Origin of the sequence: Pseudomonas sp. NyZ201, from assembly GCF_049860765.1 — a bacterium.
Lineage (GTDB): Bacteria > Pseudomonadota > Gammaproteobacteria > Pseudomonadales > Pseudomonadaceae > Aquipseudomonas > Aquipseudomonas bharatica.
This window is the reverse complement of record NZ_CP187557.1, coordinates 6,103,207-6,123,493: the sequence shown is the minus strand read 5'-3', so window position 1 is coordinate 6,123,493 and position 20,287 is coordinate 6,103,207. Positions and strand designations below refer to the sequence as shown.

Below are 20,287 nucleotides of genomic sequence, written 5' to 3'. Positions count from 1 at the left end.
GCTGAAAATGAAAAAGGCCCAGGCTTTCACCTGGGCCTTCTCGTATATGGCGCACTCGGCGGGATTCGAACCCACGACCTGAGAAGCGCCTTTTTTGCCGGCCTTCTAGCTTCGCGCTAGCTGAGTGGATCACTCTCGTGGGAGTGGTTGATGTCTCACTACAGCTTCACATGGTATACCCACGAAGGCAATCACCCTGGGCTACCTCGTCCGGCGTCATTCCACGGCTTCAGCCTCAGTCTCAGCCTCAACTTCCACAATCACTCCCTGAGTATATTCAGAGTACTTTTCACGCAAATAGTCCAAGCCACTAGAGCTGTCCAGAGTTATATTCAGTTGCTGCCTAACAAAATCGAGCCTGTGCTTGCACTCTTGAATTACTTGCGCCCAAGTCTTGACCCAGATAGTTATTTCGTCCGTTTGATAAAGTATTCCTTTGCCTGTCCTGTCAGCTTTTAGTTCTATTGCAGTATGTTCTGTGACGTCATTAGAAATAATCCAAAAATGCCAGCGAGTTTTCAGATGCTTGAATCTTTCATCTTTGTGTACGGCAAAGGCATAAGATTTAATTTGTGTGGTCTCTTCATGACCAATTGGAACTTTTGGAGCCTTTAGCTCAACAACAAGATGCTCACGCTCATCTGCATGATTGCAAGGAATGCTCTTTGTTAGCATCAAGTCTATGATGCCAACGGTGCCGTCTATTCGCTTAACTGGCTCATCAATGGCCAGCTTACTATTTGATGCTCCAAGGTGCTTTCTGAGCACCTCTGTCAGGGATTTATCGCTCACTGAAAGCGAGAATTCATCTCCGAATATCCATGTATTCTCCGCCAATATTTTATGTAGCTGGCTTCTTTCCTTCAGCGCCTGCTTCATTTCCGTTTGAAAAATTATTTCTTCAAGTCCAGAGATAAATTTAAGCCTATCGGAAATTAGTTTGGATGCGGAAATTATGGCGGAGATTGAGGTTTCTTCTAAAAGCTCAGCAAGCTCCCGCTGTTTTTCAGTCGAGAGATCTAGAACTTCATTCATTATTTTTTGAAGCTCTTTCGGACTCTGCTCAACTATTTGCTTAAGAAGCCTTAGCTGAAATTTCTTGGAGCTTATATCTTGCTTCTCGAATTCAGAAAGTTGCTCGCTGACATTTAGCGCTAAGATATCAAATACTTGCCTTTCGGCCATGTCAACAGGAGTGAATGCGTCCCCGCTATATGGATATACTTTTTCCTCCTTCCACTTTCTGATTTTGTCAGAAGATTTTTCAAGTTTTCTCTTTATGAAATAGTCTTTTATTGCGACAACTGCACGATCAACTGCGGTTCTCAGCGACTCTTCCAAATCGCCAAGCCCAAGAAGGCCGGATTTATTGAGTTGACTAAGGTGCTCCGATTTCAAGTAAGCAGAATAATTAATGCCGTTTGCGCCGCGCACGCGCTTATCAATCGGCATTAACGGGAAGCCATTCTGGTTGCACAAGAAGAACTCATTTGAGTCAGAGCTTTTCCACTCTATAAGCTCAAGCTTATAGGGGTATAGGTTCTCCTTGAACATTACAGGATCAAGATCGATCTCCTTTCTCTGCTCTATCTGAGACTCTGGATCGACTTCTTGTCCATCGACGGAAATCTTTATCCCTGGATACTTTGAAAGATAAATCGCAAATATGGAGGACAAGCTTTCAAGCGTTTTTTCGTTTGAAAGTCGAAATTCTTTATGTGGCTCGGTAATCTTAACGGTTGTACCGGTTTTCTTTCTTTCGGCAGCGACTTCATTTGTGCAGCGGACTTTCTTAGGGTTTTCTGCTGTGCCAAGCATCGTATAGGACTTGTAGTTGTCGCCATCTTTATAGGTGGTGATCCATTCTACAACTCGACCTACCGAGAACGATTTGAACCTTCCTTGCCCTTCCTGGCCATGCAAGTATCGCCCTAGTGGCGACTGCTTGTTGCTAGCCTTCCATGAGCCCCCCAAGTAACCAAAAAGCTTTTCGCTTTGAGGATAAGGAATGCCATGACCATCGTCTCTGATTACTATTTCATACAGACCTAAATCATTGCTATTGAGATAAATCTCAATATTAAATGCGTCGGCATCGAGAGCATTCCAAACTAGCTCAGCTAATGCCGACACCGGGGTGGCTCGGCTAATTTTTGCTAAGTGATCCTTCTCAAGACCGACTTGAAATTCTTTATATTCAGTCATTCTCGACTCCATTCGTATGTAGCCAACCAGCGCATAGTTATCAAAGCGACTAGCTTGGATCACCCTCAAGAAGGGCTGAAGGTCTTACGCCGAGGGCAATGGCAATGCGCTCGATGTTGTAAATCGTCACGTTCTTCTCCCCCCGCTCCAGCATCCCCACATAGGTACGATGCACACCGGCTGCTTCGGCTAGCTCTTCTTGCGAGAGGCCGAGCTCAAGGCGCCTACGCCGCACATTGGCGGCGAAGACGGTGACAAGGGCGCATTGCTGAGGTTTGACGGGCATTTGCCTAATGTCAGCGTATGCATACCATGATTCTACATACTATGATTAGCGCTCCGCGTCGAGGTGGCTAAATGTCTTCACTCGCCGAATCACAGAAAAGCACTGGAAGGTAGAAGAGCATTGATGAGCGTGAGGTTGTTACTACTGGGGAGCATAGGGGGTATAGCGCTTGCCGGGTGTGCTGGTCAGCCGATGGAGCATCGGGAACCCTACCAAGTCATCGTCGTAGATATGCCGGTCAGGCAGGCTTATGAAGGAATGAAGGCCCATCCGTACTGTGGCACCGGATGGCTTGTGGATGGTCAGTACGATGCGTATGACGACAGTTTCGTCGTCAGGTATTCCTTCCCGGGCTTCTTTGGCGCATCGCTTCCATCTGACATAGTTCTCGGCACTAAAACTGAGGATGGCGCTACGGAGCTACGGCTTGTTTCTCAGGAAAAATGGAAGACTCCTATTTCAAAGAAATTTCTGAACAGGCTTCAGTCTGGCGCGTGTGAGTAAGGCTACGTAATGAAGATGGCAAGATATGCTTCTCTGCTGTTTTGGTTTCTCTTTGCGAATTGGGTTATGTGGGCCGGGGGGACTACTGATTGGCTTTGTCGAGAGGAAAGTTACTATGACCCTAAAGGCGAAGGGCTGAGCTTCGAGGGAAAGTATTGCCAGGATGGGGAATGGATGATCGCTAATACCTTTTCAGGGGAGCTTGTGGTCAAGTCTCTTAGGCTGCTCATTCCGGAGGATAGCGGTCTAACGCCAGGAGTCTTCTTCCCGTACGTTTGGTTTGGGTTGTATCTATTGTTGGTTCTCTCGGCGTTGCTATTCCGGCGCAATCTATATGTGCTTTCGGCGGGATTACTATTGTCTTTGCATCGAAGGGTGTAAAAAGGGCCGCTTTATGCGACCCTTTTTGATTCTCAAGTACAGGCGCTAAGTTTGCCGATAGCCAAACTGATCTGAGTGATGAAATAAGCTTGGGTATGCCTGCATGGTGGGTATTGAATCCAGCGGAACTGATTTGCTTTGCATTAGTGTTTCAATGGCTTCATTAAGGCTCTTTGATCTGAGCCTGATTTTTTCAGGTCTACCGAGTTGGATGTATTTAAGTGAGTCGACAAGTGAGCCCCAGAATCGACATTTCTCTAGAATGATACTTCTTTCTAAGCCTGAGCAGCTGCAAATTTCAGATATAATTTCTTCGTACCAGTTTGGGTCTAAAGCGTTAATCGCGACATTTGCTCTCATTTGGATTTTTGGATAGTCATCGAAAGATATTATTTTGGCGTCTTCGATCAGGGATATGACGAGCTCGGTGCAAAATGTCATTCTAAGCATTCCGCTAATAAATGAGCGCCAAGGCATATAGCTAGATCGATTAACTACAATTGGCAAGAACTCTTGTATTCGATGCAGCAAGCGACCAATAAATATTGCAGATCGTATGGAGTCAACGGGTAACACCGTGCCTAATACTGTGACCGCGCCCATTGCTAGCATCCCGTTAGCAGACGACCCATGCCCTCCATCAATGGGGAGCGTATCGCAGGCGCTTAGCAGGACAATCGGTGGCATTCTTATAGAATTTCGTAGTTCCCAAACGTCAAGCGCCTTTCCACCTACAACTATAGAACCTACACCGGTGCTGTCAGTTAGAGCGCCATGCCCGTCGAATATCATCAATGCGCCTTCAAACTCATTAACAGCGCTGGCAAATTGTTCGGCGTTTTCAACATCGACAAATTTGTATTTTGGGTAATCTTTGTGTGTGGTGGATAGTTTGTAAAGTGCGTTTTCTAATACGTTTCTTATCTTGTCCTTCTTGTCGAAGGATCTGATTATTAATATTTCTTCAAAATCTTTCAGCGCGATGCTTGTATATTGGCTTCGTAAGCATTGCTGCAGGCTAAGATTTCCTGGCGTTGCAGAAATTCGGCTTACGTCGCACCTCAGCGTGAGTGGTAGCCCTCGAACGGGAAACCATTCAAGAGGGATGTCTCCAAATAAAGTAACTCCCGAGAATTCTGGGGTGGAGTTGTCTATTAGCTTTCTATGCTCAGGCGCTAATAATGATTCCATTTTATTTTGTATGGTCAGCGCGAGTTTGCATGCTTTGAATTTAACGTGAGGATTACTACCCCTGACGCATGCTGCCAAATTTACAAGGCCCCCTTTTATACCATTGATCCTCGACTCTATTCTGAGCGTAGGTGTAATGCTGGAGGCGTTAAGGATTGATAGGCAAGCGCTGTATGTTCGGAGCTCCAATCGATAGCTTCTCATGAAGGCTCGTACTGATTCATTTTTAAGTAGCTCTTCAAAGCTTTCTTCGCTTTCGGCCATGTGAATTTTAGTGTATCCGCCAGGCTTTCTAATTGCCTTAACAAAGCGGCGCAAGGCGGTAACGATCTCTTTGCTCTCTGGTATGTTTTCGAATAGCTCTCTGTCTACGTTGGCCTTGTATAAGTTCCAGATTATTGGCTCTGTGGTTAGGCAGAGGTCATTCTCAAACGGAGCGTCTGTTGCTAACTTTCTTCGCAAGCCGAAAACAGCTTTACATGATTTAGTTACTGCAGATATATAATCATTGGGGTGATCTGGCCTTAAAGGCTTTTCTAGGTTTATCTCTGAATTAAGTGATGCTGCAATTAACTCATTTGGTCGAGTAATTCCATGAGCGTATCCTGGGAAGATAAGTCTTTTCCATGGTGGGCGCTTAGGGTTAAGTAATTCATGTACTGAGTCAGAGAAGATTGTATCAATCTCACCGGACTCTAATAGTCGATTGGTTTGTTGGGCGATATGGATGCAGAAACGTTCTATGCTTGTTGCACTGGTTTCTTTGTCAGCACTACTTGATGTTGAAATGTGAAGCCAGCCTTCTCCGCTTTTCTGCATGAAGTCGGCCACTGCTTCATAGGTTCTGTCATTTGAAAGAATGCACTTATAGGCAATCGCGTTGAAGGCTAAAGCATTTTCTGCCAGTGACTCAATAGTTATGGGGTTGATAGTGGGAGAGGTAATTCCAATAGCCCTCGATACTGCGATGCTCTCTCGTTTTGATTTTAGCTCTCTAATATCAAACGGCAATATCAGTGAGAGCTCTATCAAATCAGCCGAGAATAGTATTCCTGGCCAGTACGCCATAAATATCGATGGGGATTCGCAGTCTTCTCTGTAGTGCGGGATGAAATAGTGGATTCTATACCTGGGGTAGCGAGCATGCTCCTCAAAAAAAATGCGCTCTGCTAAGTCTAGGCTTGAAGGTTTTGAGGGCATAAAGCTAGTCCTGTTTTATTTCTTTCATACTTGAATGTTTATTATGGCCTTACGCATTCTTTTAATTGTTTCTGATCTTTGCCCGCATTTTGTCAAGCCTCCGGGGCAGGAGATATTTAAATCTGCCTAAACTCGGGCTGGCGTTGTATAATTTACGCTGTCCAAGCTCGTAATTAAGTCAGCGGTTAGTTACTTTGACTAATCCGCTGGCTCTTTTCATTCCTCCCCGTCCTCATGGTCTTCATAGTCGTCTGCTTCGTCGTATAGCTGGTCGTCTTCGTCGTACAGTTTGTCTTGCTCCGGCCCGTCTTCGTCGATCCTCAAGTCATCGCCCGAGAAGGATGGTCTCTGATCGTCCGCGCTCGCTCCTGGGAGCCCGCTAAGCGCGATGTAAAGGGCAAGTGCTACGTGACCAGCTTTCATCGCTGAAAAGCTCTCCTACGCGCTCGTAGAGCGTTTTACCGCCATCTCTCGCCGAGTCGCTGGCGTAGTCCGGAACCGTACGCTTCCTCCGGGCCTTCTTGAGGATGTCGGCGGATATTTTGTGCTCCTTGGTGCAGTACCCAGCCCACCACCGTGGATTGCTGATTGCCTCGATATGGACGGCTAGGTTGTTGAAGCGTTGCCGGTATCCCTCAGCAAGTGCCGACCTGAGCGTCAGCCTAACCTCTTCGATGCGGTCAACCGGGATGCGCACAATCCCGTGTAAGTGAAGCGGGTGGTTCTCAGTGCTGGCGCCGTGTGTGTACTCCAGATTGAAGGCGAGGTCAGTGCTGATCCCCAGTTTTGCTAGCGTTCGCTGGATGATCGCTGCAAGGTGGTTAGCCGGGCCTCGCTTCGCATCGAGCGCCTTTGTCGCTGTGCGATGATCTAGGCGAATGGTCACGGCAACTGCGTCAGGTTGGCGTGCCAGCCAGAGCAGCCGGAAGAACTGTTTGATTTCTGCCGGCACATGCTTCGACCAGTCAGCCAGCTTGCCGGAGTCTTTCCCTGCGTATGACTGAGCCACTTGGTCGATGAAACTGATCTTGGATTCAATCTGAGCTATCTGCTCATGGTCAAGGTCTGGGTCTAGTTCGCTAATAGCTGCTACGTTTCGCTCCCGCATGCCTTGGAAATTCGCTAGAAGCCCTGCTTTATGGGCGTTTGAGAGTCGTATGGAGCCGGCGCGTCGCTTGCTACTTTTTGCATCTACTCCAGATGGGGCAGTCGCTGGCTCAGCAGATTTTTTTGCAAGAGAGCGCTTTCTGCTGCCTGAATCGAGGGAGGAGAAGGCTCCCCAATCTTTGGGCTTAGAAGCGTTTACTGGCAAAAAGCTTGGCTCGTGCTCTTCCTGCGAGGCTGGTTTTGCTACCGCCCGGCTGCCTTCCTTTCGAACCTGAATATCAGGCAGCAGGCTATCTAACGCCGCCAGTTCGGCTTCTAGCTCTTCGTCTACCGGCTCACAGTCCCTGAAACCGTCAAACATCGTTTCCATTCGTCGTCGGTCTTGAAGCTGGGCTCGCCGCGATTCCTCAGCTTCTTCGATCAGGCGCTGCTTAAAAGCCTCTATCTCAACCGGGCTTAGCTCTCGGGTCGTAATGTGCTGCATCTGTCCAATTCTCGTTGTGCTCTTCCCTCTGCCCGATTTTCAATTTCGGGTCGTCCGCAGAAAGCGCTATGGGGTCGAGTCATCTTCGTTCTTCTAGGGTTTTGACAACCGGGCCTGTGGTGTCAGGTTCGGCCCGGTGTCGGGTCGGTGTCTCGCTACTCGTGCACCAGCTCCACCACCTCATCGTCCTCGGGGCTTCGCTCATTCAGTAGGGGATTGCCCGTGATGCGTTCTGCTGCCTCCCTGCGTTGCTGCTCTCGCATTACCCGAACGTCCTCATCGGTCATGATCCGAATGCGTAGCTCGGAAAGCTGCTCAACGTGGGTAGCCTCTGCCAGCCTTTCAAGAGGTAGGGCGCGACGGCTGACCTTCTGCGTAAGGTCGAGGGCCGTTGCCGCTGCTACGGTCGTGCGCATCATCTGATAGGGCGTGCTGGTGCTGGGGTCGAGCGCTTCGAGCGTTTCCACCGTCTTTTCCCTGATCAGTCGGGCAAGGGCGATGTCCTCCAGGGCTAGCGCTGCGGCTTGCCCTTGCACCGTTTCCAAATCAAAGGCGGCATTGAGCATGTTCTGCCGCGCTTGCTCAATGAGGGCTTCGGTTGCAGCGCCAGCAACAGCGCCTCGCCGCTTGAGTATCCGCTTGGTGGTCGAGAGGGATAGGTCAAGTTGGGCTGCTATTGCCGGGCACGAGTAACCAGCTTCGCGCAGGATCACGGCCTGAGCCTCAATGTCTGGCTTTGTCTTGCGGCTCATGGCTGGTCAGTCCTCGATGATGCGGAGCGCTTTCGGGAGACCGGCCAGGGCGTTTAGCTCGTTCGAGAGTTCGTGCCAGTTGTTGCGCACGTTGTAGAGCGGGGAGCGGGACAGCATGACGATGTTCTTGAGCTGTACCGGGGCGATGTCATGAATGGTTTGGCCCTTTCTGGACAAGGCTTCAAGCGTGGCGTTAATGATGCTCTGCCGAGTTCTGGCGCGTTGAGCGCATCCGGCAGCAGGCTGATTCTTACAAGGGCGATTGGATTTGATGCCGTGAGTCCGGCAGAGGTGGTAAGCGGCGTCTTTTGTCCAACGTGAACCGTCGGAGCGTGGGGCGATGTTATTGAGGTGGTCAGCTAGGCGGGAATAACTGCCGTTGTCGTATTGCATGAACTTGCGGGCAGCTTCTACTAGGTTGTGCATTTGTTACTCCTAAGTAACGGTGTATGAATTCGGCTCTTCGATAGGGTTACCTCGCATGTTTTTGGTTGATGGCGCTGATCAAAAAAATCAGCGCCAAAATTTTATCGTGTGTTGTGTTTCGCGTCTAGCTTGCTGGCTGGAGTTGCTGGTCGTCCATATGCTGGAACTTCTGGCAGGCGCGCTTGACCGCAGCAGTTGAGATTGAAAACTCTGCTGCTGTTGCGCTGATAGTGGCTGCGTTGCTTCTTCTCCAGGCGGCTACTTCTGCATCATTAATTCTTTTAGGCGCCCCCAGCTTGCGCCCTTCATCCTTTGCCCGGTTTATTCCTGCCATCTGACGAGCCTTGATGTTGGCCCGTTCCAGCTCTGCAACGGCAGCCAACATAGTCAGCATCATCTTTCCAACATCGCTGGAAAGGTCAAAGCCTTCTCGCAAAGAAACAACTGATACTCCCTTGGCTTTTAGGGCTTCAACGGTTTCAAGCACGTCAATGGTATTGCGTCCGAGCCGGTCAACGGCAGCAACTACAACGGTGTCACCTTCCCGGGCGTATTTGTGCAGCTCTTTGAAGCCGTTTCGGTCAAGCGCCTTGGTCGCTCCGCTAGTGGCTTCATCGCTAAACCACTTGGCCACGTTGTAGCGTTGGCTGATAGCGTGCCTCTGGGCTTCGATTGATTGACCATCGGTACTTACACGGGAGTAGGCGAGGATTGCTGACATTGTTCCACCTGATTGGCTCATAAAGCTGGATCAGATTATGAGGTGTGGCTCAATGAAAATCAACACTTCTGATCCATCGTGAGAGCCCCATTGTTCGGCCGATGCTCGCCGCAATCAGAAGGGCTCAGAAGGTGTACTTTTTGAGCTAGCACCTGACCGGACTAACTCAACTTTTCAGATGCCCTCAAGCCTTCATCGAGAGTCGACGGCTCCTTAGACCTCTACTGGCGTAGTAGAGGCTTCGCTCAGGCAATCATGAGTGACGTCCATCAGCGCAGCGATGTCTTCTCGCGGTATAGCGAGTCCATTACCTCTAAAGGTATGCCTAAGGTGGCATTCACCCTCATCTGATAGTAAATAGGCCCATAGGGTGGCGCAGTAGTCATCAATGTTCGAAGTCTTTCCCTTGAACTTAACAACTACAGGTTTTAGTCGCTCTTCGATAATTCCTTTCAGATCGACTAAACCTCCGTTACCGCAAAAGCTGGGAGACCAAAGATCCTGTATAGCCTCTGGAACCCGATAACGAATACCGCTTGGGCTAGAGCTGGCGGCGGTGAAGGTGTTCCATGCGTATGGGCCACACATTTCGGCTTTGGAGCCTTCATACTCGCTGCGGAGCTGCACGATTCTCATAGCCGACTGCTTCGCAAGTAGCTGCTTGTCAGGTGGTAGCCACTCGGTGATCTTGTCTAGAAAGCGCTCCACACCTTGTGACGAGCCTAGGAGCCCTTCTTCAAACCATGAAGGGCTGCCATCGTAGCTTGTCGAATGGTAGTAATAAGCATGGGTAATGTCTGTGCAAGGAGAAGCTTTAAGCAGGTGACAAACCACGAAGTGGAATCCAGGCGAATCAATTTCAGAATACACCTCGGCGATTTCTCGCACTTCTGAAGCGTTAAGAACCCTCTCAATTTCACCTACGGGAACCGCATAGATTTGCGACAGCGATATGATCGCATCTTCTCTGTGGTCACAGCTCGGGATAAAACCCATCTTAGCTATCCAGTTATCAACTCAACGAAGTCCCGAGCATATCAGGCTGAATGCGACTTCTGCCTGTCATGACCAAGGAGCGTTCCGGCCTAGTCTGCCCCTAAGGACTGGTCAGGCCGAACGCACATGTGCAGGCGGGTCTGCGTGACTAATCAACTAGAGCTATTCCGCTTGGTTTAGCCCATGTTCCTTTCGATGGCGTGTGATCCACGTTTCGAGATAGGAACCCAGCCGCCTTTCGAAATCCGCATAGGTCACGTTGGATAGATCGAAAGGGAACGGCAGGCTCTCGATAGCCAGCTGCTTCTTCTCAAGTGAGAAGCCGTTACCGTAGTCGACCCACTGGCCTTCGGACTTCTTACGAGAGTGACCAGTCAGGTCTGGCATGACCAGATAGGTTTCCGCCCCGGCGTCTCGGGCCAGATCGACGAATGTGTGACGGAAGCTGTGGAAGTTTTTGCCGTCCGTCCTCCCATCATCGTTACGTTTCCGCACTCCCACGTTGAAGAGGTAGCCTCCAGTGGGCGTACTCCCAGTCGGCATGCGGCAAAAGAAATGCGTAGCGATTCCGCCCCAGCCTTTCTGAATGTTGAATACCAGTCCGTCTGAAAATAGCTTCCTACGCCCCTCAGCAACTGCCTGCTTCCAGAAGTCAAGAAAACCGGCTTTGAGTAGCGCCGTATGGAGAGGTAAGACTCTTCGGCTGGAGTCGTTCTTGACTGATTTAGGCAAGGGACTTTCAGTCGGGTCGTCCACTATGGTCACTGTCCATATACCGCTGACTTCCCTTATGTCCTCGGTATCAAGCTGACAAAGCTCGTTTAGCCGCCCACCAGTGTAGAGGGCGAGAAGCGGTAGCCAGAACTGGTACGGAAATACCTTCTGCCGATGATTCACCTTCAAGCCTGTGTAAAGCCAACCGCTGAAAATTGATTCAAGATCACTCTTCGTGAAGGCGCGCTCCTGCGGTTCGGCTCCCGATTGCTTTTGGTCAAAGCTGGGTTTATCGGGTAGGTCTGGCGGAATCGTGGTCAGCCCTCGCTTATGAGCGAACTTGTGTAGCACCCCCAATCGAATAGCGATCTTGTCAGCTGTCGCCGGCTCGATTCTTCGCTCTCCCGCCTGAGCCAGAATTGAGTCAATCGGCGCGCTTGGGTCGGGTAGCTTTTTGCCAGGACTAACTTTGATCTGGGAAATTCGCAGATAGATATCATTGAAGTCGTCCAGGCTAAGCTGGCTGATTGGCTTATTTCCGCTCAGGATGTTGAGACGGCAGGCGTGCGCGCGCTCTGCGTTTTTAGTGCGCACCGGCTTTGGCTTCTTGTTGGAGGCTAAGGCCAGTTTTGATTCGGATTCCCACTGAAGGCTCCACAGCTCATACAGCGTAGGGCCGGCTGGTTCTGCTGGGCGCGCCGTGTTGACCGGTTGTGGTGTGTTTGCTCGCCCTTGTTCAAGCGCCAGCGCCTTGAGCCGCTCCGGAAGCAGTTTCGCAAAGAGCCGATAGGGCAGGCTTCGACCGAAGTCGAAGAGCTGTCCCGCAAGCTCCTGCTGATGGTTAGGGATCGTCCGCTTGCTGCTTCCGGTGAGCACTTTTGCAATCAATGCCCGTCGCTGCTGCTCGTCGTCTTCGCGGCGTTCTGCATCGGTAATAGGTGAGTCCGACTGCTCGGGCTGCTCCGTTGAGGGACTGCTCCACGATCCCCACGGCTCCGAGCTGCCAGCTCCCTCAATCTCAGCCGCCCAGGCTTCGATATCTTCGTCTGTGATTTGGTAATCGTCGCGCTCAACCATAGTAAGCACCTTGTCAAAGGCAGCCTCATAGCGGGCGGCGAACTGTCGAGCACGGCGAAGCGCCAGCCGCTGGCTGTCTGTTTTGAGGGAGCGCCGAATTTCTCGCTGGAAGCCCAATGCGCTGCGCAAAGGCAGCGGAACGACGATACGGAAGTAGAAGGTTCCGTGACGGTTCCGGGTGATATAAGCGGGCTGTGCTGGCATGGGTTCGCACCTCTGCGATGCCCCACCTACGAGCACCACTCAGTGTCACACCAGCGATTCCGGAGCAGTGATCGTCAGTATTTTCATGCCTGACAAGCACTTAGGGAAGATGGCGCACTCGGCGGGATTCGAACCCACGACCCCTGCCTTCGGAGGGCAGTACTCTATCCAGCTGAGCTACGAGTGCAACGCGGGCGCCATGATACCCATCTTGGGGTATGGCGTCCATCGCCTTGATCTTAGGCCGTTTTCCCCAGCACCACGGACTATCCATATTCGATAACGGTATTTCACCATCCGGTCTTAGATCGCCTAACCTCTCGTCACAACTTGTTATAACAAGTAACCGAACAAGCGAAGAGAACCATGGCCGAATTGCTCCCCCTGTCCCCGGTACCGCTGTATTCCCAGCTCAAGGAAGTGTTGCGCGAACGCATTCTGGATGGCACCTACCCACCGCACAGCCGCATGCCGTCGGAGAGCGAGCTGGGCAAGGCGTTCGAGGTCAGCCGGATCACCGTGCGCCAGGCGCTGGGGGACCTGCAGAAGGAAGGGCTGATCTTCAAGATCCACGGCAAGGGCACGTTCGTCGCCAAGCCCAAGGCTTTCCAGAACGTCAGCACCTTGCAGGGCCTGGCCGAATCCATGACGCAGATGGGGTACGAGGTGATCAACCGCCTGCGCAGCCTGCGCCATGTGCCGGCCAGTGCCCTGGTGGCGGCGCGCTTGCAGATCGAGGAGGGCGCGCCGGTGACCGAGATCCGCCGCGTGCGCCTGATCAACCGCGAGCCGGTGTCGCTGGAGCTGACCTGGCTGCCCCGCGCCGTCGGCGAGAAGCTGGAGAAGGCCGACCTGGTCACCCGCGACATTTTCCTGGTGCTGGAGAACGATTGCGGCATCGCCCTCGGCCACGCCGACCTGGCGATCGATGCCGTGCTGGCCGACAGCGACCTGACCCAGGCCCTCGAGGTCGAGGAGGGCTCGCCGATCATGCGCATCGAACGCCTGACCCACGCCGCCGACGGTACGCCGCTGGACTTCGAACACCTCTATTACCGTGGCGACGCCTTCCAGTATCGCCTGCGCATCGACCGCCAGAAGGGGCCCAAGGCATGAGCATCGAGACCCAGGACTACGACATCGTCATCATCGGCGGCGGCACCGCCGGGCCCATGGCCGCGATCAAGGCCAAGGAGCAGAACAAGGCGCTGCGGGTGCTGCTGCTGGACAAGGCCAACGTCAAGCGCAGCGGCGCCATCAGCATGGGCATGGACGGCCTGAACAACGCCATCATCCCCGGGCATGCCACGCCAGAGCAGTACACCAAGGAAATCACCGTGGCCAACGACGGCATCGTCAACCAGGCCGCCGTGCACGCCTATGCCACCCACAGCTTCGAAACCATCGAGCAACTGGATCGCTGGGGTGTGAAGTTCGAGAAGGACGAGACCGGCGACTACGCGGTGAAAAAGGTCCACCACATGGGCGCCTACGTGCTGCCGATGCCGGAAGGGCATGACATCAAGAAGGTGCTCTACCGCCAGCTCAAGCGCGCCCGGGTCGAGATCAGCAACCGCATGGTCTGCACCCGCATCCTCCTTGATGGCGAAGGCGCCGCCGCCGGGGTACTGGGTTTCGACTGCCGCAGCGGCGAGTTCCGGGTGATCCGCGCCAAGGCCGTGGTACTTGCCTGCGGCGCGGCCGGGCGCCTCGGCCTGCCGTCCTCGGGTTACCTGATGGGCACCTACGAGAACCCGACCAATGCCGGCGACGGTTATGCCATGGCCTATCACGCCGGGGCCGAGCTGGCGAATCTCGAGTGCTTCCAGATCAACCCGCTGATCAAGGACTACAACGGCCCGGCCTGCGCCTACGTCACCGGTCCGCTGGGTGGCTACACCGCCAACAGCAAGGGCGAGCGCTTCATCGAGTGCGACTACTGGAGCGGCCAGATGATGTGGGAGTTCCACCAGGAGCTGGAGGGCGGCAACGGGCCGGTGTTCCTCAAGCTGGATCACCTGGCCGAGGAAACCATCCAGAACATCGAGGAAATCCTGCACAGCAACGAGCGGCCGAGTCGCGGGCAGTTCCACGCCAATCGCGGTACCGACTACCGCCAGCACATGGTCGAGATGCATATCTCCGAGATCGGCTTCTGCTCCGGGCATTCGGCGTCGGGGGTGTGGGTCAACGAAAAGGCCGAGACCAGCGTCAAGGGCCTATACGCTGCCGGCGACATGGCGGCGGTGCCGCACAACTACATGCTCGGCGCCTTTACCTATGGCTGGTTCGCCGGGGTCAACGCGGCGAGCTATGTCGCTGAGCGTGAATTCGCCGAGGTGGACCTGGAGCAGGTCGAGCGTGAGCGCGAGCGGGTCTTCGCGCCGCTGCACCGCGAGCACGGCCTGCCGCCGGCCCAGGTCGAGTACAAGCTGCGACGCATGGTCAACGACTACCTGCAGCCGCCCAAGGTAACCAAGAAGATGGAAATCGGCCTGGCGCGTTTTGCCGAGATCGAGCGCGACCTGGCGCAGATGAAGGCGCACAACCCCCACGAGCTGATGCGGGCGATGGAAGTGGCGGTGATCCGCGACTGCGCCGAAATGGCCGCCCGGGCCTCGTTGTTCCGCGAGGAAAGCCGCTGGGGCCTGTATCACCACCGGGTCGATTTCCCCGAGCGCAATGACGGCGAATGGTTCTGCCATTGCCATCTGAAGAAGGGTGAGGACGGGGCGATGACCAGTTTCAAGAAAGCGGTCGAGCCTTACCTGATTGCACTGGATGCCGACGAGCAGACGGCCTATGAGCGCCTGCGCGTGCGGGTCGACGCCGCCTGATTTTGTGGTGGCCTCATCGCCGGCAACGCCGGCTCCCACAGGATCTGTGTGCACCGCCGAAACTTGTGGGAGCCGGCGTTGCCGGCGATGAGGCCATCAGCCACACCACAAGCCCCATTGTCAGCCACAGATAAAGAGAGCCACAGGCTCCAAGGACACCGTGAAATGGCCTATCAAGCCCAGGACATCTTCTTTCGCAGCAGCGCCCCGGTGACCATCGACGAGGACAAGTGCATCGCCGAGAAAGGCTGCACCGTGTGCGTCGAGGTCTGCCCCATGGACCTTCTGGCGATCAACCCGGCCACGCAGAAGGCCTACATGGCCTTCGACGAGTGCTGGTACTGCATGCCCTGCGAGAAGGACTGCCCCACCGGCGCGGTCAAGGTGGAAATCCCCTACCTGCTGCGCTGATCCGCCAAGCGAAACGCCATCCGGCCCAACCACCGGACGCCCTGACACTGCCCCCTCGTTTCCCACCACCCAGCCCGGTGGCGGAGACGATTCCAATACCTAGATGATTCGAGGGGAAACACCATGCGCCTTGCAACAACCGTGGCCGGCCTTGCGCTGGCGATCGCCGGGCTGAACGCCCAGGCCGAAACCATCCGCGTCGCCATCGGCACCCAGGACACCACCATCAACTGCGCTACCGGCGGCCTGTTGATCCGCGAGCTGGGCCTGCTCGACAAGTACCTGCCCCACGACGGCAAGTACAAGGACGCCAAGTACCAGATCGAGTGGAAGAACTTCACCAGCGGCGCCCCGCTGACCAACGAGATGGTCGCCGGCAAGCTGGACTTCGGCGCCATGGCCGACTTCCCCGGCTCGTTCAACGGCGTCGCGCACCTCGATGCCGGCAAGCGCAGCCTGTTCATCAGCGTGCTGTCCGGCAGCGTGCACGGCAGCGGCAACGGCATCGTGGTGCCGGCGGCGTCCAGCGTGCAGTCGCTGGCCGAGCTCAAGGGCAAGACCATCTCCGTGCCCTTTGCCTCCACCGCCCACGGCATGCTCCTGCGCGCCATCGCTGCCCAGGGCTGGGACCCGCAGAAAGACGTGCGGATCATCGCCCAGGCCCCGGAGATTGCCGGTTCGGCCCTGCGCAGCAACCGCATCGAGGCCCATGCCGACTTCGTGCCGTTCGCCGAGCTGTTCCCCAACCGCGGCTTCGCCCGCAAGATCTACGACGGCGCCCAGGCCAACGCACCGACCTTCCACGGAGCGCTGGTCGATGCCGACTACGCGAAGAAATACCCGGAAGTGGTCACTGCCTACCTGCGTGCCAGCCTCGAAGCCGACCGCCTGATCGCCGCGGAGCCTGAGAAGTACAGCGAGCTGATCGAGAAGGTCACCGGCATCGAGGCCGAGGTGAACTACCTGTTCCACGGCCCGCTCGGCCTGCAGACCCGTGACCTGACGTGGAAACCCGAATATCGCCAGGCGGTCGCTACCTCCATCGATACCCTCAAGTTGCTGAAGAAGACCGATCGCGGCCTCGACACCGACACGTTCATCGACGACCACTACATCCGCGCCGCCTTCAAGCAGGCCGGCCAGGACTATGACGTCGCCCTGAAGAACTACGCGCCGCTGCCGCTCAAGGCCAACGACGCGCTGACCGGCAAGCCGATCACCGATTTCAGCCGCCTGGCGCAGATCTGGGTGCGTGGCGAGGACAAGGTCCGTCATTACGCTTCGCCGCAAGCCGCGCTCGGCGCCCTGGCCCAGCTGGAGCAGGAGGGCAAGGACATCCGCGCCATCTACGCCCAGGCGGCGGACAGCGGCATCAAGCTGCTGGCCAACCAGGCCTGGTTCGTGCGCAACGGCCAGGGCGAACTGTCTGCCTTCCTGCTCAAGGACCAGGCCGAGCAGTACGCCAAGGTCCATGGTGGCGAGGCCGTTGACTTCGTCGATGCCAGCCGCAGGCTGGTCGCCCAGCGCTGATCGGTAGGCCCCGCAAGGGGCCTGACCTTGGAGACCCCGCATGACGAGTACCTTCAAGCGCTGGCCGGTTCGCGTGCTGTCGCTGCTGGCCTGCCTGCTGTTCTGGCATGTCGCGGCGAGCAGCAAGCTGGATTTCGGCCTGTTCACTTTCACCTACGTGCCCACGCCCAGGTCGGTGCTCGATGCGGCCTGGCAACTGTTCACCTCCAGCACCCTGGTCGCGCACCTCGTCAGCAGCCTGTCGCGGGTGTTCGCCGGCTATCTGCTGGCGGCGGTGCTGGGTGTCGGCCTCGGTTTGCTGATCGGCCGCTCGAAATGGGCCGAGGACACCCTGCTGCCGCCCCTGGAAGTGCTGCGCCCGATTCCGGCTGTAGCCTGGATTCCGCTGGCGATCCTGATGTTCCCGTCGTCCGAGCTGTCCATGGTGTTCATCACCTTCACCGGCGCGCTGTTCCCGGTGCTGCTCAATACCGTGCACGGCGTCGAGGCGGTGGACCCGCGCCTGCTGGCCTCGGCCCGCAGCCTCGGTGCCGGGCGCTTCGCCATCCTGCGGGAAGTGGTGCTGCCCGGCGCACTGCCGAGCATCTTCACCGGCCTTGCCATCGGCATGGGCACCTCGTGGTTCTGCCTGGTCACCGCCGAGATGATCTCCGGGCAGTTCGGCATCGGTTACTACACCTGGGAGTCCTACACCTTGCAGAACTACCCGGACATCATCGTCGGCATGCTCCTGATCGGTGTGCTGGGCATGGGCAGCAGCGCCCTGGTCAAGCGCCTCGGCGCGTTGGCGACGCCCTGGTATCGCGTGCGGAGGGCCTCGTGATGAGCAGTTATCAACAAGCCCCGGAGCCGGGGCGGATCGATGCCCGCGGCGTATCCATCCGCCTCGGGCAAGGCAACCAGGCCTTCGAGGCGGTACAGGCGCTGGATTTCACCATCGAGCCGGGAGAGTTCGTGTGCATTCTCGGGCCATCGGGGTGCGGCAAGTCCACCTTGCTCGGCGCCCTGGCCGGGCATCTGGTGCCCAGCGGCGGGCAACTTCAGGTGGATGGCCTGGCTGTGGACGGGCCTTCGCCGCAACGTGGCATGGTCTTCCAGCACCACACCCTGCTGCCGTGGCGCAGTGTGCTGGACAACGTCGCCTTCGGCCTGAAGATGCAGGGCCAGGGCAAGGCCGAGCGGCAACGTCGAGCATTGGAGATGCTGCAACTGGTCGGCCTTGCCGATTTCGCCGAGCGCTGGCCGAGCCAATTGTCGGGCGGCATGCAGCAGCGCGCCGAGATCGCCCGGGTGCTGATCAACCGTCCCCGCTTGTTGTTGATGGACGAGCCCTTCGGAGCCCTCGATGCCCAGACCCGTTCACGCATGCAGGAACTGCTGCTGGATATCTGGACGCGCATCCGCACCACCGTGGTCTTTGTCACCCATGACATCGACGAGGCGCTGTTCCTCGCCGACCGCATCCTGGTGATGAGCCCGCGCCCCGGGCGCTTTATCGAAGACCTGCGCCTGACCTTCTCCCGCCCGCGCCGCGCCAGCCTGCTGACCAGCCCGGAATTCACTCATCTCAAGCGTCACTGCCTGGCCCTGCTGCGCCACGAGGAGGGCCGCGAGTTGCCGCGCCTGACCCCGCTGGGCCTGCCGGACAGCGATCACCCACCGTTACGGATTGCCCTATGAGCGAAAGAACCAGCGACAACCCCGAAATCCGCGAGTTGCTGCCGCGAATCAACGACGCGGACGCCGCCGTGCGCCGCATCGCCCTGATCGATCTGGCGGACCTGGAAGAACCCGACGGCCTGCCCTGGCTGACCGATGCGCTGCTGGTCGACCCGGCGCCCGAGGTGCGCGCCGAGGCCGCGCGGCTGCTGGAGGCGTGGGAAGAACCTGAAGTGGTGCAGGCGCTCTGCGCCGCGCTGGCAGACACTGCCGAGCCGGTGCGCCTGGCGGCAGCACAAAGCCTTAGCGAATTGAAAAGCCTGGAAGCAGGGCAACTGATCCTGCCCTGGGCCACGCATGCCGATGCCTTCGTTCGGGCCAGTGCCTTGCGCGCCTTGCGCGAACTGCGTCTTGAAGAGGCGGCCGGCCCGGCCTTGCTGGCGCTGGCGGACCCGGAGGCGGCGGTGCGTCGCGAAGCGGTGGGCATCCTGGGGTGGCTCAAGCATCAGCCGGCCTTGCCGGCGCTGGCGCGATTGGCCGCCGAGGAGCCGGATACCGAGGTGCGGCGTGCGGCCATCGGTGCTCTCGGGCTTGGCCGCGATGCTGCGGTGCTGGCAGCGCTTACCGCCGCCTTGAAGGACGACGCCTGGCAAGTGCGCGAAGAGGCGGCGACCACGCTGGGCAAGGTAGGGCAGGCAGAGGCCGGTGCGGCATTGATCGACGCCTTGCAGGACGGCTATTGGCAGGTTCGCCTGCGCGCGGCGCGTGCGCTGGGGCGTTTGCGTCATCGTCCGGCGCTGGGTGGTCTGGCCGAATTGCTCGGGCATGCCATCGCCAACCTGCGCAAGGAAGCGGCGCTGGCGCTTGGCGAACTGGGCGATGCGGCGGCCTTGCCGGCCCTGCGTGAGGCTGAGGCCGACAGCGATCCGGAAGTGCGCAAGGCGGTGCGCATCGCCCTGGTCCAGTTGCAAGGCGCCGCCTGATGATCGCCCCGAGCGCGGTGCGCAACCGGCGCGAGGCAGGCGAACTGGTCCTGCAATGGCGCGATGGCGAGCAGGTGATCAGCCATGCGCGGCTGCGGGGCGCATGCCCCTGTTCGCAATGTCGAGCAGGGCGGCTGGGCGGGCGGATCGACCTGGTCAGCGACACTGTGCGGGTGGAGCGTGTGGAAGGGCAGGGCTATGGTGTCCAGCTGGTGTTCAGTGATGGGCATGAGCGGGGGATCTATCCCTGGGCCTACCTGAAGGAGCTGGGCTGACGAACGTACGCGGACCCTGTGGGAGCGGGTTCACCCGCGATTACGTCAGTGAATTCACCACCGCAATCGCGGGTGAACCCGCTCCCACAAGGCCCGCGTCGCTCCTTCAATCACCACCGCCGGTCGCCTGCCCCTACCACCCATTCCGTCAATCGTTCTTTTTTTCGAACGCCCTCTTGTCCTTTTATCGGGTTGCTCCTAGGATCTCGTTCGAGATTTCAAACGCTCGACGCCTGCGAGTGGAACATTGGCCCGGATCCGGTGCCTCATTCCTACAGGCAAGCGCCCCGCAGGGTGCTTACTCAACTACCAATAATTCGCGCCGTCCGTGCACGGTGTTCAAG

General features: G+C 56.3%; 18 protein-coding genes and 1 tRNA gene. 9 read left to right on the top strand and 10 right to left on the bottom strand.

From position 1 onward, the window contains the following. Positions 1 to 216: 216 nt before the first annotated feature. Together ACPFMA_RS27555 and ACPFMA_RS27550 are read right to left on the bottom strand one after the other, a co-directional pair. Positions 217 to 2,205: an ATP-binding protein gene (locus tag ACPFMA_RS27555; RefSeq protein ID WP_425929376.1), complete on the bottom strand. Its 1,989-nt coding sequence runs from the start codon at positions 2,203 to 2,205 to the stop codon at positions 217 to 219. A gap of 49 nt (positions 2,206 to 2,254) precedes the next feature. Continuing rightward, positions 2,255 to 2,491: a helix-turn-helix domain-containing protein gene (locus tag ACPFMA_RS27550; RefSeq protein WP_375098953.1), complete on the bottom strand. Its 237-nt coding sequence runs from the start codon at positions 2,489 to 2,491 to the stop codon at positions 2,255 to 2,257. 123 nt (positions 2,492 to 2,614) lie between these two features. Here ACPFMA_RS27550 and ACPFMA_RS27545 point away from each other — a divergent pair, with 123 nt between their 5' ends. Further along, positions 2,615 to 2,995: a hypothetical protein gene (locus ACPFMA_RS27545; RefSeq protein ID WP_375098952.1), complete on the top strand. Its 381-nt coding sequence runs from the start codon at positions 2,615 to 2,617 to the stop codon at positions 2,993 to 2,995. 426 nt (positions 2,996 to 3,421) lie between these two features. Here the strand turns inward: ACPFMA_RS27545 and ACPFMA_RS27540 are convergent, their stop codons facing one another. From ACPFMA_RS27540 to ACPFMA_RS27505, 8 genes are all read right to left on the bottom strand, one after another. Then, on the bottom strand, positions 3,422 to 5,767 hold the full coding sequence (locus ACPFMA_RS27540; protein WP_375098951.1) for a hypothetical protein: 2,346 nt from the start codon (positions 5,765 to 5,767) through the stop codon (positions 3,422 to 3,424). Positions 5,768 to 6,146: 379 nt separating this feature from the next. Further along, the gene (locus ACPFMA_RS27535; protein WP_425929373.1) at positions 6,147 to 7,358 is read right to left on the bottom strand and encodes a hypothetical protein; all 1,212 of its coding nucleotides are present in this window, start codon (positions 7,356 to 7,358) and stop codon (positions 6,147 to 6,149) included. A 155-nt stretch (positions 7,359 to 7,513) separates the two neighbouring features. After that, a complete protein-coding gene (locus ACPFMA_RS27530) occupies positions 7,514 to 8,110 on the bottom strand; it encodes a helix-turn-helix domain-containing protein (protein WP_425929371.1) in 597 nt (198 codons plus the stop codon). A 6-nt stretch (positions 8,111 to 8,116) separates the two neighbouring features. Further along, on the bottom strand, positions 8,117 to 8,536 hold the full coding sequence (locus ACPFMA_RS27525) for a hypothetical protein (protein WP_209450923.1): 420 nt from the start codon (positions 8,534 to 8,536) through the stop codon (positions 8,117 to 8,119). Positions 8,537 to 8,660: 124 nt separating this feature from the next. Continuing rightward, a complete protein-coding gene (locus ACPFMA_RS27520; protein WP_209450924.1) occupies positions 8,661 to 9,257 on the bottom strand; it encodes a recombinase family protein in 597 nt (198 codons plus the stop codon). 213 nt (positions 9,258 to 9,470) lie between these two features. Continuing rightward, positions 9,471 to 10,253, bottom strand: a complete 783-nt coding sequence (locus tag ACPFMA_RS27515) for a hypothetical protein (protein WP_375098948.1) — start codon at positions 10,251 to 10,253, stop codon at positions 9,471 to 9,473. 162 nt (positions 10,254 to 10,415) lie between these two features. Further along, on the bottom strand, positions 10,416 to 12,248 hold the full coding sequence (locus ACPFMA_RS27510) for a DUF6538 domain-containing protein (protein WP_425929368.1): 1,833 nt from the start codon (positions 12,246 to 12,248) through the stop codon (positions 10,416 to 10,418). A gap of 110 nt (positions 12,249 to 12,358) precedes the next feature. Next, positions 12,359 to 12,435 (bottom strand) — tRNA-Arg (locus tag ACPFMA_RS27505). A 179-nt stretch (positions 12,436 to 12,614) separates the two neighbouring features. On the opposite strand from ACPFMA_RS27505, the gene ACPFMA_RS27500 reads away from it, so the two are divergent. From ACPFMA_RS27500 to ACPFMA_RS27465, 8 genes are all read left to right on the top strand, one after another. Then, positions 12,615 to 13,364, top strand: a complete 750-nt coding sequence (locus tag ACPFMA_RS27500) for a GntR family transcriptional regulator (RefSeq protein WP_009400167.1) — start codon at positions 12,615 to 12,617, stop codon at positions 13,362 to 13,364. Next, positions 13,361 to 15,085, top strand: coding sequence for a fumarate reductase/succinate dehydrogenase flavoprotein subunit (locus ACPFMA_RS27495; RefSeq protein WP_425929365.1), 1,725 nt, complete (start codon positions 13,361 to 13,363; stop codon positions 15,083 to 15,085). Before ACPFMA_RS27500 ends, ACPFMA_RS27495 begins: the two co-directional genes overlap by 4 nt. A 165-nt stretch (positions 15,086 to 15,250) precedes the next feature. Next, positions 15,251 to 15,496 (top strand): 4Fe-4S dicluster domain-containing protein, encoded by a 246-nt coding sequence (locus ACPFMA_RS27490; RefSeq protein WP_009400169.1) that lies wholly within the window; start codon positions 15,251 to 15,253, stop codon positions 15,494 to 15,496. A 123-nt stretch (positions 15,497 to 15,619) separates the two neighbouring features. After that, positions 15,620 to 17,026 (top strand): ABC transporter substrate-binding protein, encoded by a 1,407-nt coding sequence (locus ACPFMA_RS27485; RefSeq protein ID WP_064303145.1) that lies wholly within the window; start codon positions 15,620 to 15,622, stop codon positions 17,024 to 17,026. A gap of 40 nt (positions 17,027 to 17,066) precedes the next feature. After that, positions 17,067 to 17,849: an ABC transporter permease gene (locus ACPFMA_RS27480; RefSeq protein ID WP_064303146.1), complete on the top strand. Its 783-nt coding sequence runs from the start codon at positions 17,067 to 17,069 to the stop codon at positions 17,847 to 17,849. Then, positions 17,849 to 18,706 (top strand): ABC transporter ATP-binding protein, encoded by an 858-nt coding sequence (locus ACPFMA_RS27475; RefSeq protein ID WP_420059034.1) that lies wholly within the window; start codon positions 17,849 to 17,851, stop codon positions 18,704 to 18,706. The genes ACPFMA_RS27480 and ACPFMA_RS27475 overlap by 1 nt, the downstream gene beginning before the upstream one ends. After that, positions 18,703 to 19,668, top strand: coding sequence for a HEAT repeat domain-containing protein (locus ACPFMA_RS27470; protein ID WP_425929361.1), 966 nt, complete (start codon positions 18,703 to 18,705; stop codon positions 19,666 to 19,668). Before ACPFMA_RS27475 ends, ACPFMA_RS27470 begins: the two co-directional genes overlap by 4 nt. Next, positions 19,668 to 19,943, top strand: a complete 276-nt coding sequence (locus tag ACPFMA_RS27465; RefSeq protein ID WP_064303148.1) for a DUF971 domain-containing protein — start codon at positions 19,668 to 19,670, stop codon at positions 19,941 to 19,943. Before ACPFMA_RS27470 ends, ACPFMA_RS27465 begins: the two co-directional genes overlap by 1 nt. Positions 19,944 to 20,287: the final 344 nt, after the last annotated feature.

Bases quoted from the DNA above. Each gene is read 5' to 3' on its own strand.
- ACPFMA_RS27555 (WP_425929376.1), bottom strand. From the start codon at position 2,205: ATGACTGAATATAAAGAATTTCAAGTCGGTCTTGAGAAGGATCACTTA.
- ACPFMA_RS27550 (WP_375098953.1), bottom strand. From the start codon at position 2,491: ATGCCCGTCAAACCTCAGCAATGCGCCCTTGTCACCGTCTTCGCCGCC.
- ACPFMA_RS27545 (WP_375098952.1), top strand. From the start codon at position 2,615: ATGAGCGTGAGGTTGTTACTACTGGGGAGCATAGGGGGTATAGCGCTT.
- ACPFMA_RS27540 (WP_375098951.1), bottom strand. From the start codon at position 5,767: ATGCCCTCAAAACCTTCAAGCCTAGACTTAGCAGAGCGCATTTTTTTT.
- ACPFMA_RS27535 (WP_425929373.1), bottom strand. From the start codon at position 7,358: ATGCAGCACATTACGACCCGAGAGCTAAGCCCGGTTGAGATAGAGGCT.
- ACPFMA_RS27530 (WP_425929371.1), bottom strand. From the start codon at position 8,110: ATGAGCCGCAAGACAAAGCCAGACATTGAGGCTCAGGCCGTGATCCTG.
- ACPFMA_RS27525 (WP_209450923.1), bottom strand. From the start codon at position 8,536: ATGCACAACCTAGTAGAAGCTGCCCGCAAGTTCATGCAATACGACAAC.
- ACPFMA_RS27520 (WP_209450924.1), bottom strand. From the start codon at position 9,257: ATGTCAGCAATCCTCGCCTACTCCCGTGTAAGTACCGATGGTCAATCA.
- ACPFMA_RS27515 (WP_375098948.1), bottom strand. From the start codon at position 10,253: ATGGGTTTTATCCCGAGCTGTGACCACAGAGAAGATGCGATCATATCG.
- ACPFMA_RS27510 (WP_425929368.1), bottom strand. From the start codon at position 12,248: ATGCCAGCACAGCCCGCTTATATCACCCGGAACCGTCACGGAACCTTC.
- ACPFMA_RS27500 (WP_009400167.1), top strand. From the start codon at position 12,615: ATGGCCGAATTGCTCCCCCTGTCCCCGGTACCGCTGTATTCCCAGCTC.
- ACPFMA_RS27495 (WP_425929365.1), top strand. From the start codon at position 13,361: ATGAGCATCGAGACCCAGGACTACGACATCGTCATCATCGGCGGCGGC.
- ACPFMA_RS27490 (WP_009400169.1), top strand. From the start codon at position 15,251: ATGGCCTATCAAGCCCAGGACATCTTCTTTCGCAGCAGCGCCCCGGTG.
- ACPFMA_RS27485 (WP_064303145.1), top strand. From the start codon at position 15,620: ATGCGCCTTGCAACAACCGTGGCCGGCCTTGCGCTGGCGATCGCCGGG.
- ACPFMA_RS27480 (WP_064303146.1), top strand. From the start codon at position 17,067: ATGACGAGTACCTTCAAGCGCTGGCCGGTTCGCGTGCTGTCGCTGCTG.
- ACPFMA_RS27475 (WP_420059034.1), top strand. From the start codon at position 17,849: ATGAGCAGTTATCAACAAGCCCCGGAGCCGGGGCGGATCGATGCCCGC.
- ACPFMA_RS27470 (WP_425929361.1), top strand. From the start codon at position 18,703: ATGAGCGAAAGAACCAGCGACAACCCCGAAATCCGCGAGTTGCTGCCG.
- ACPFMA_RS27465 (WP_064303148.1), top strand. From the start codon at position 19,668: ATGATCGCCCCGAGCGCGGTGCGCAACCGGCGCGAGGCAGGCGAACTG.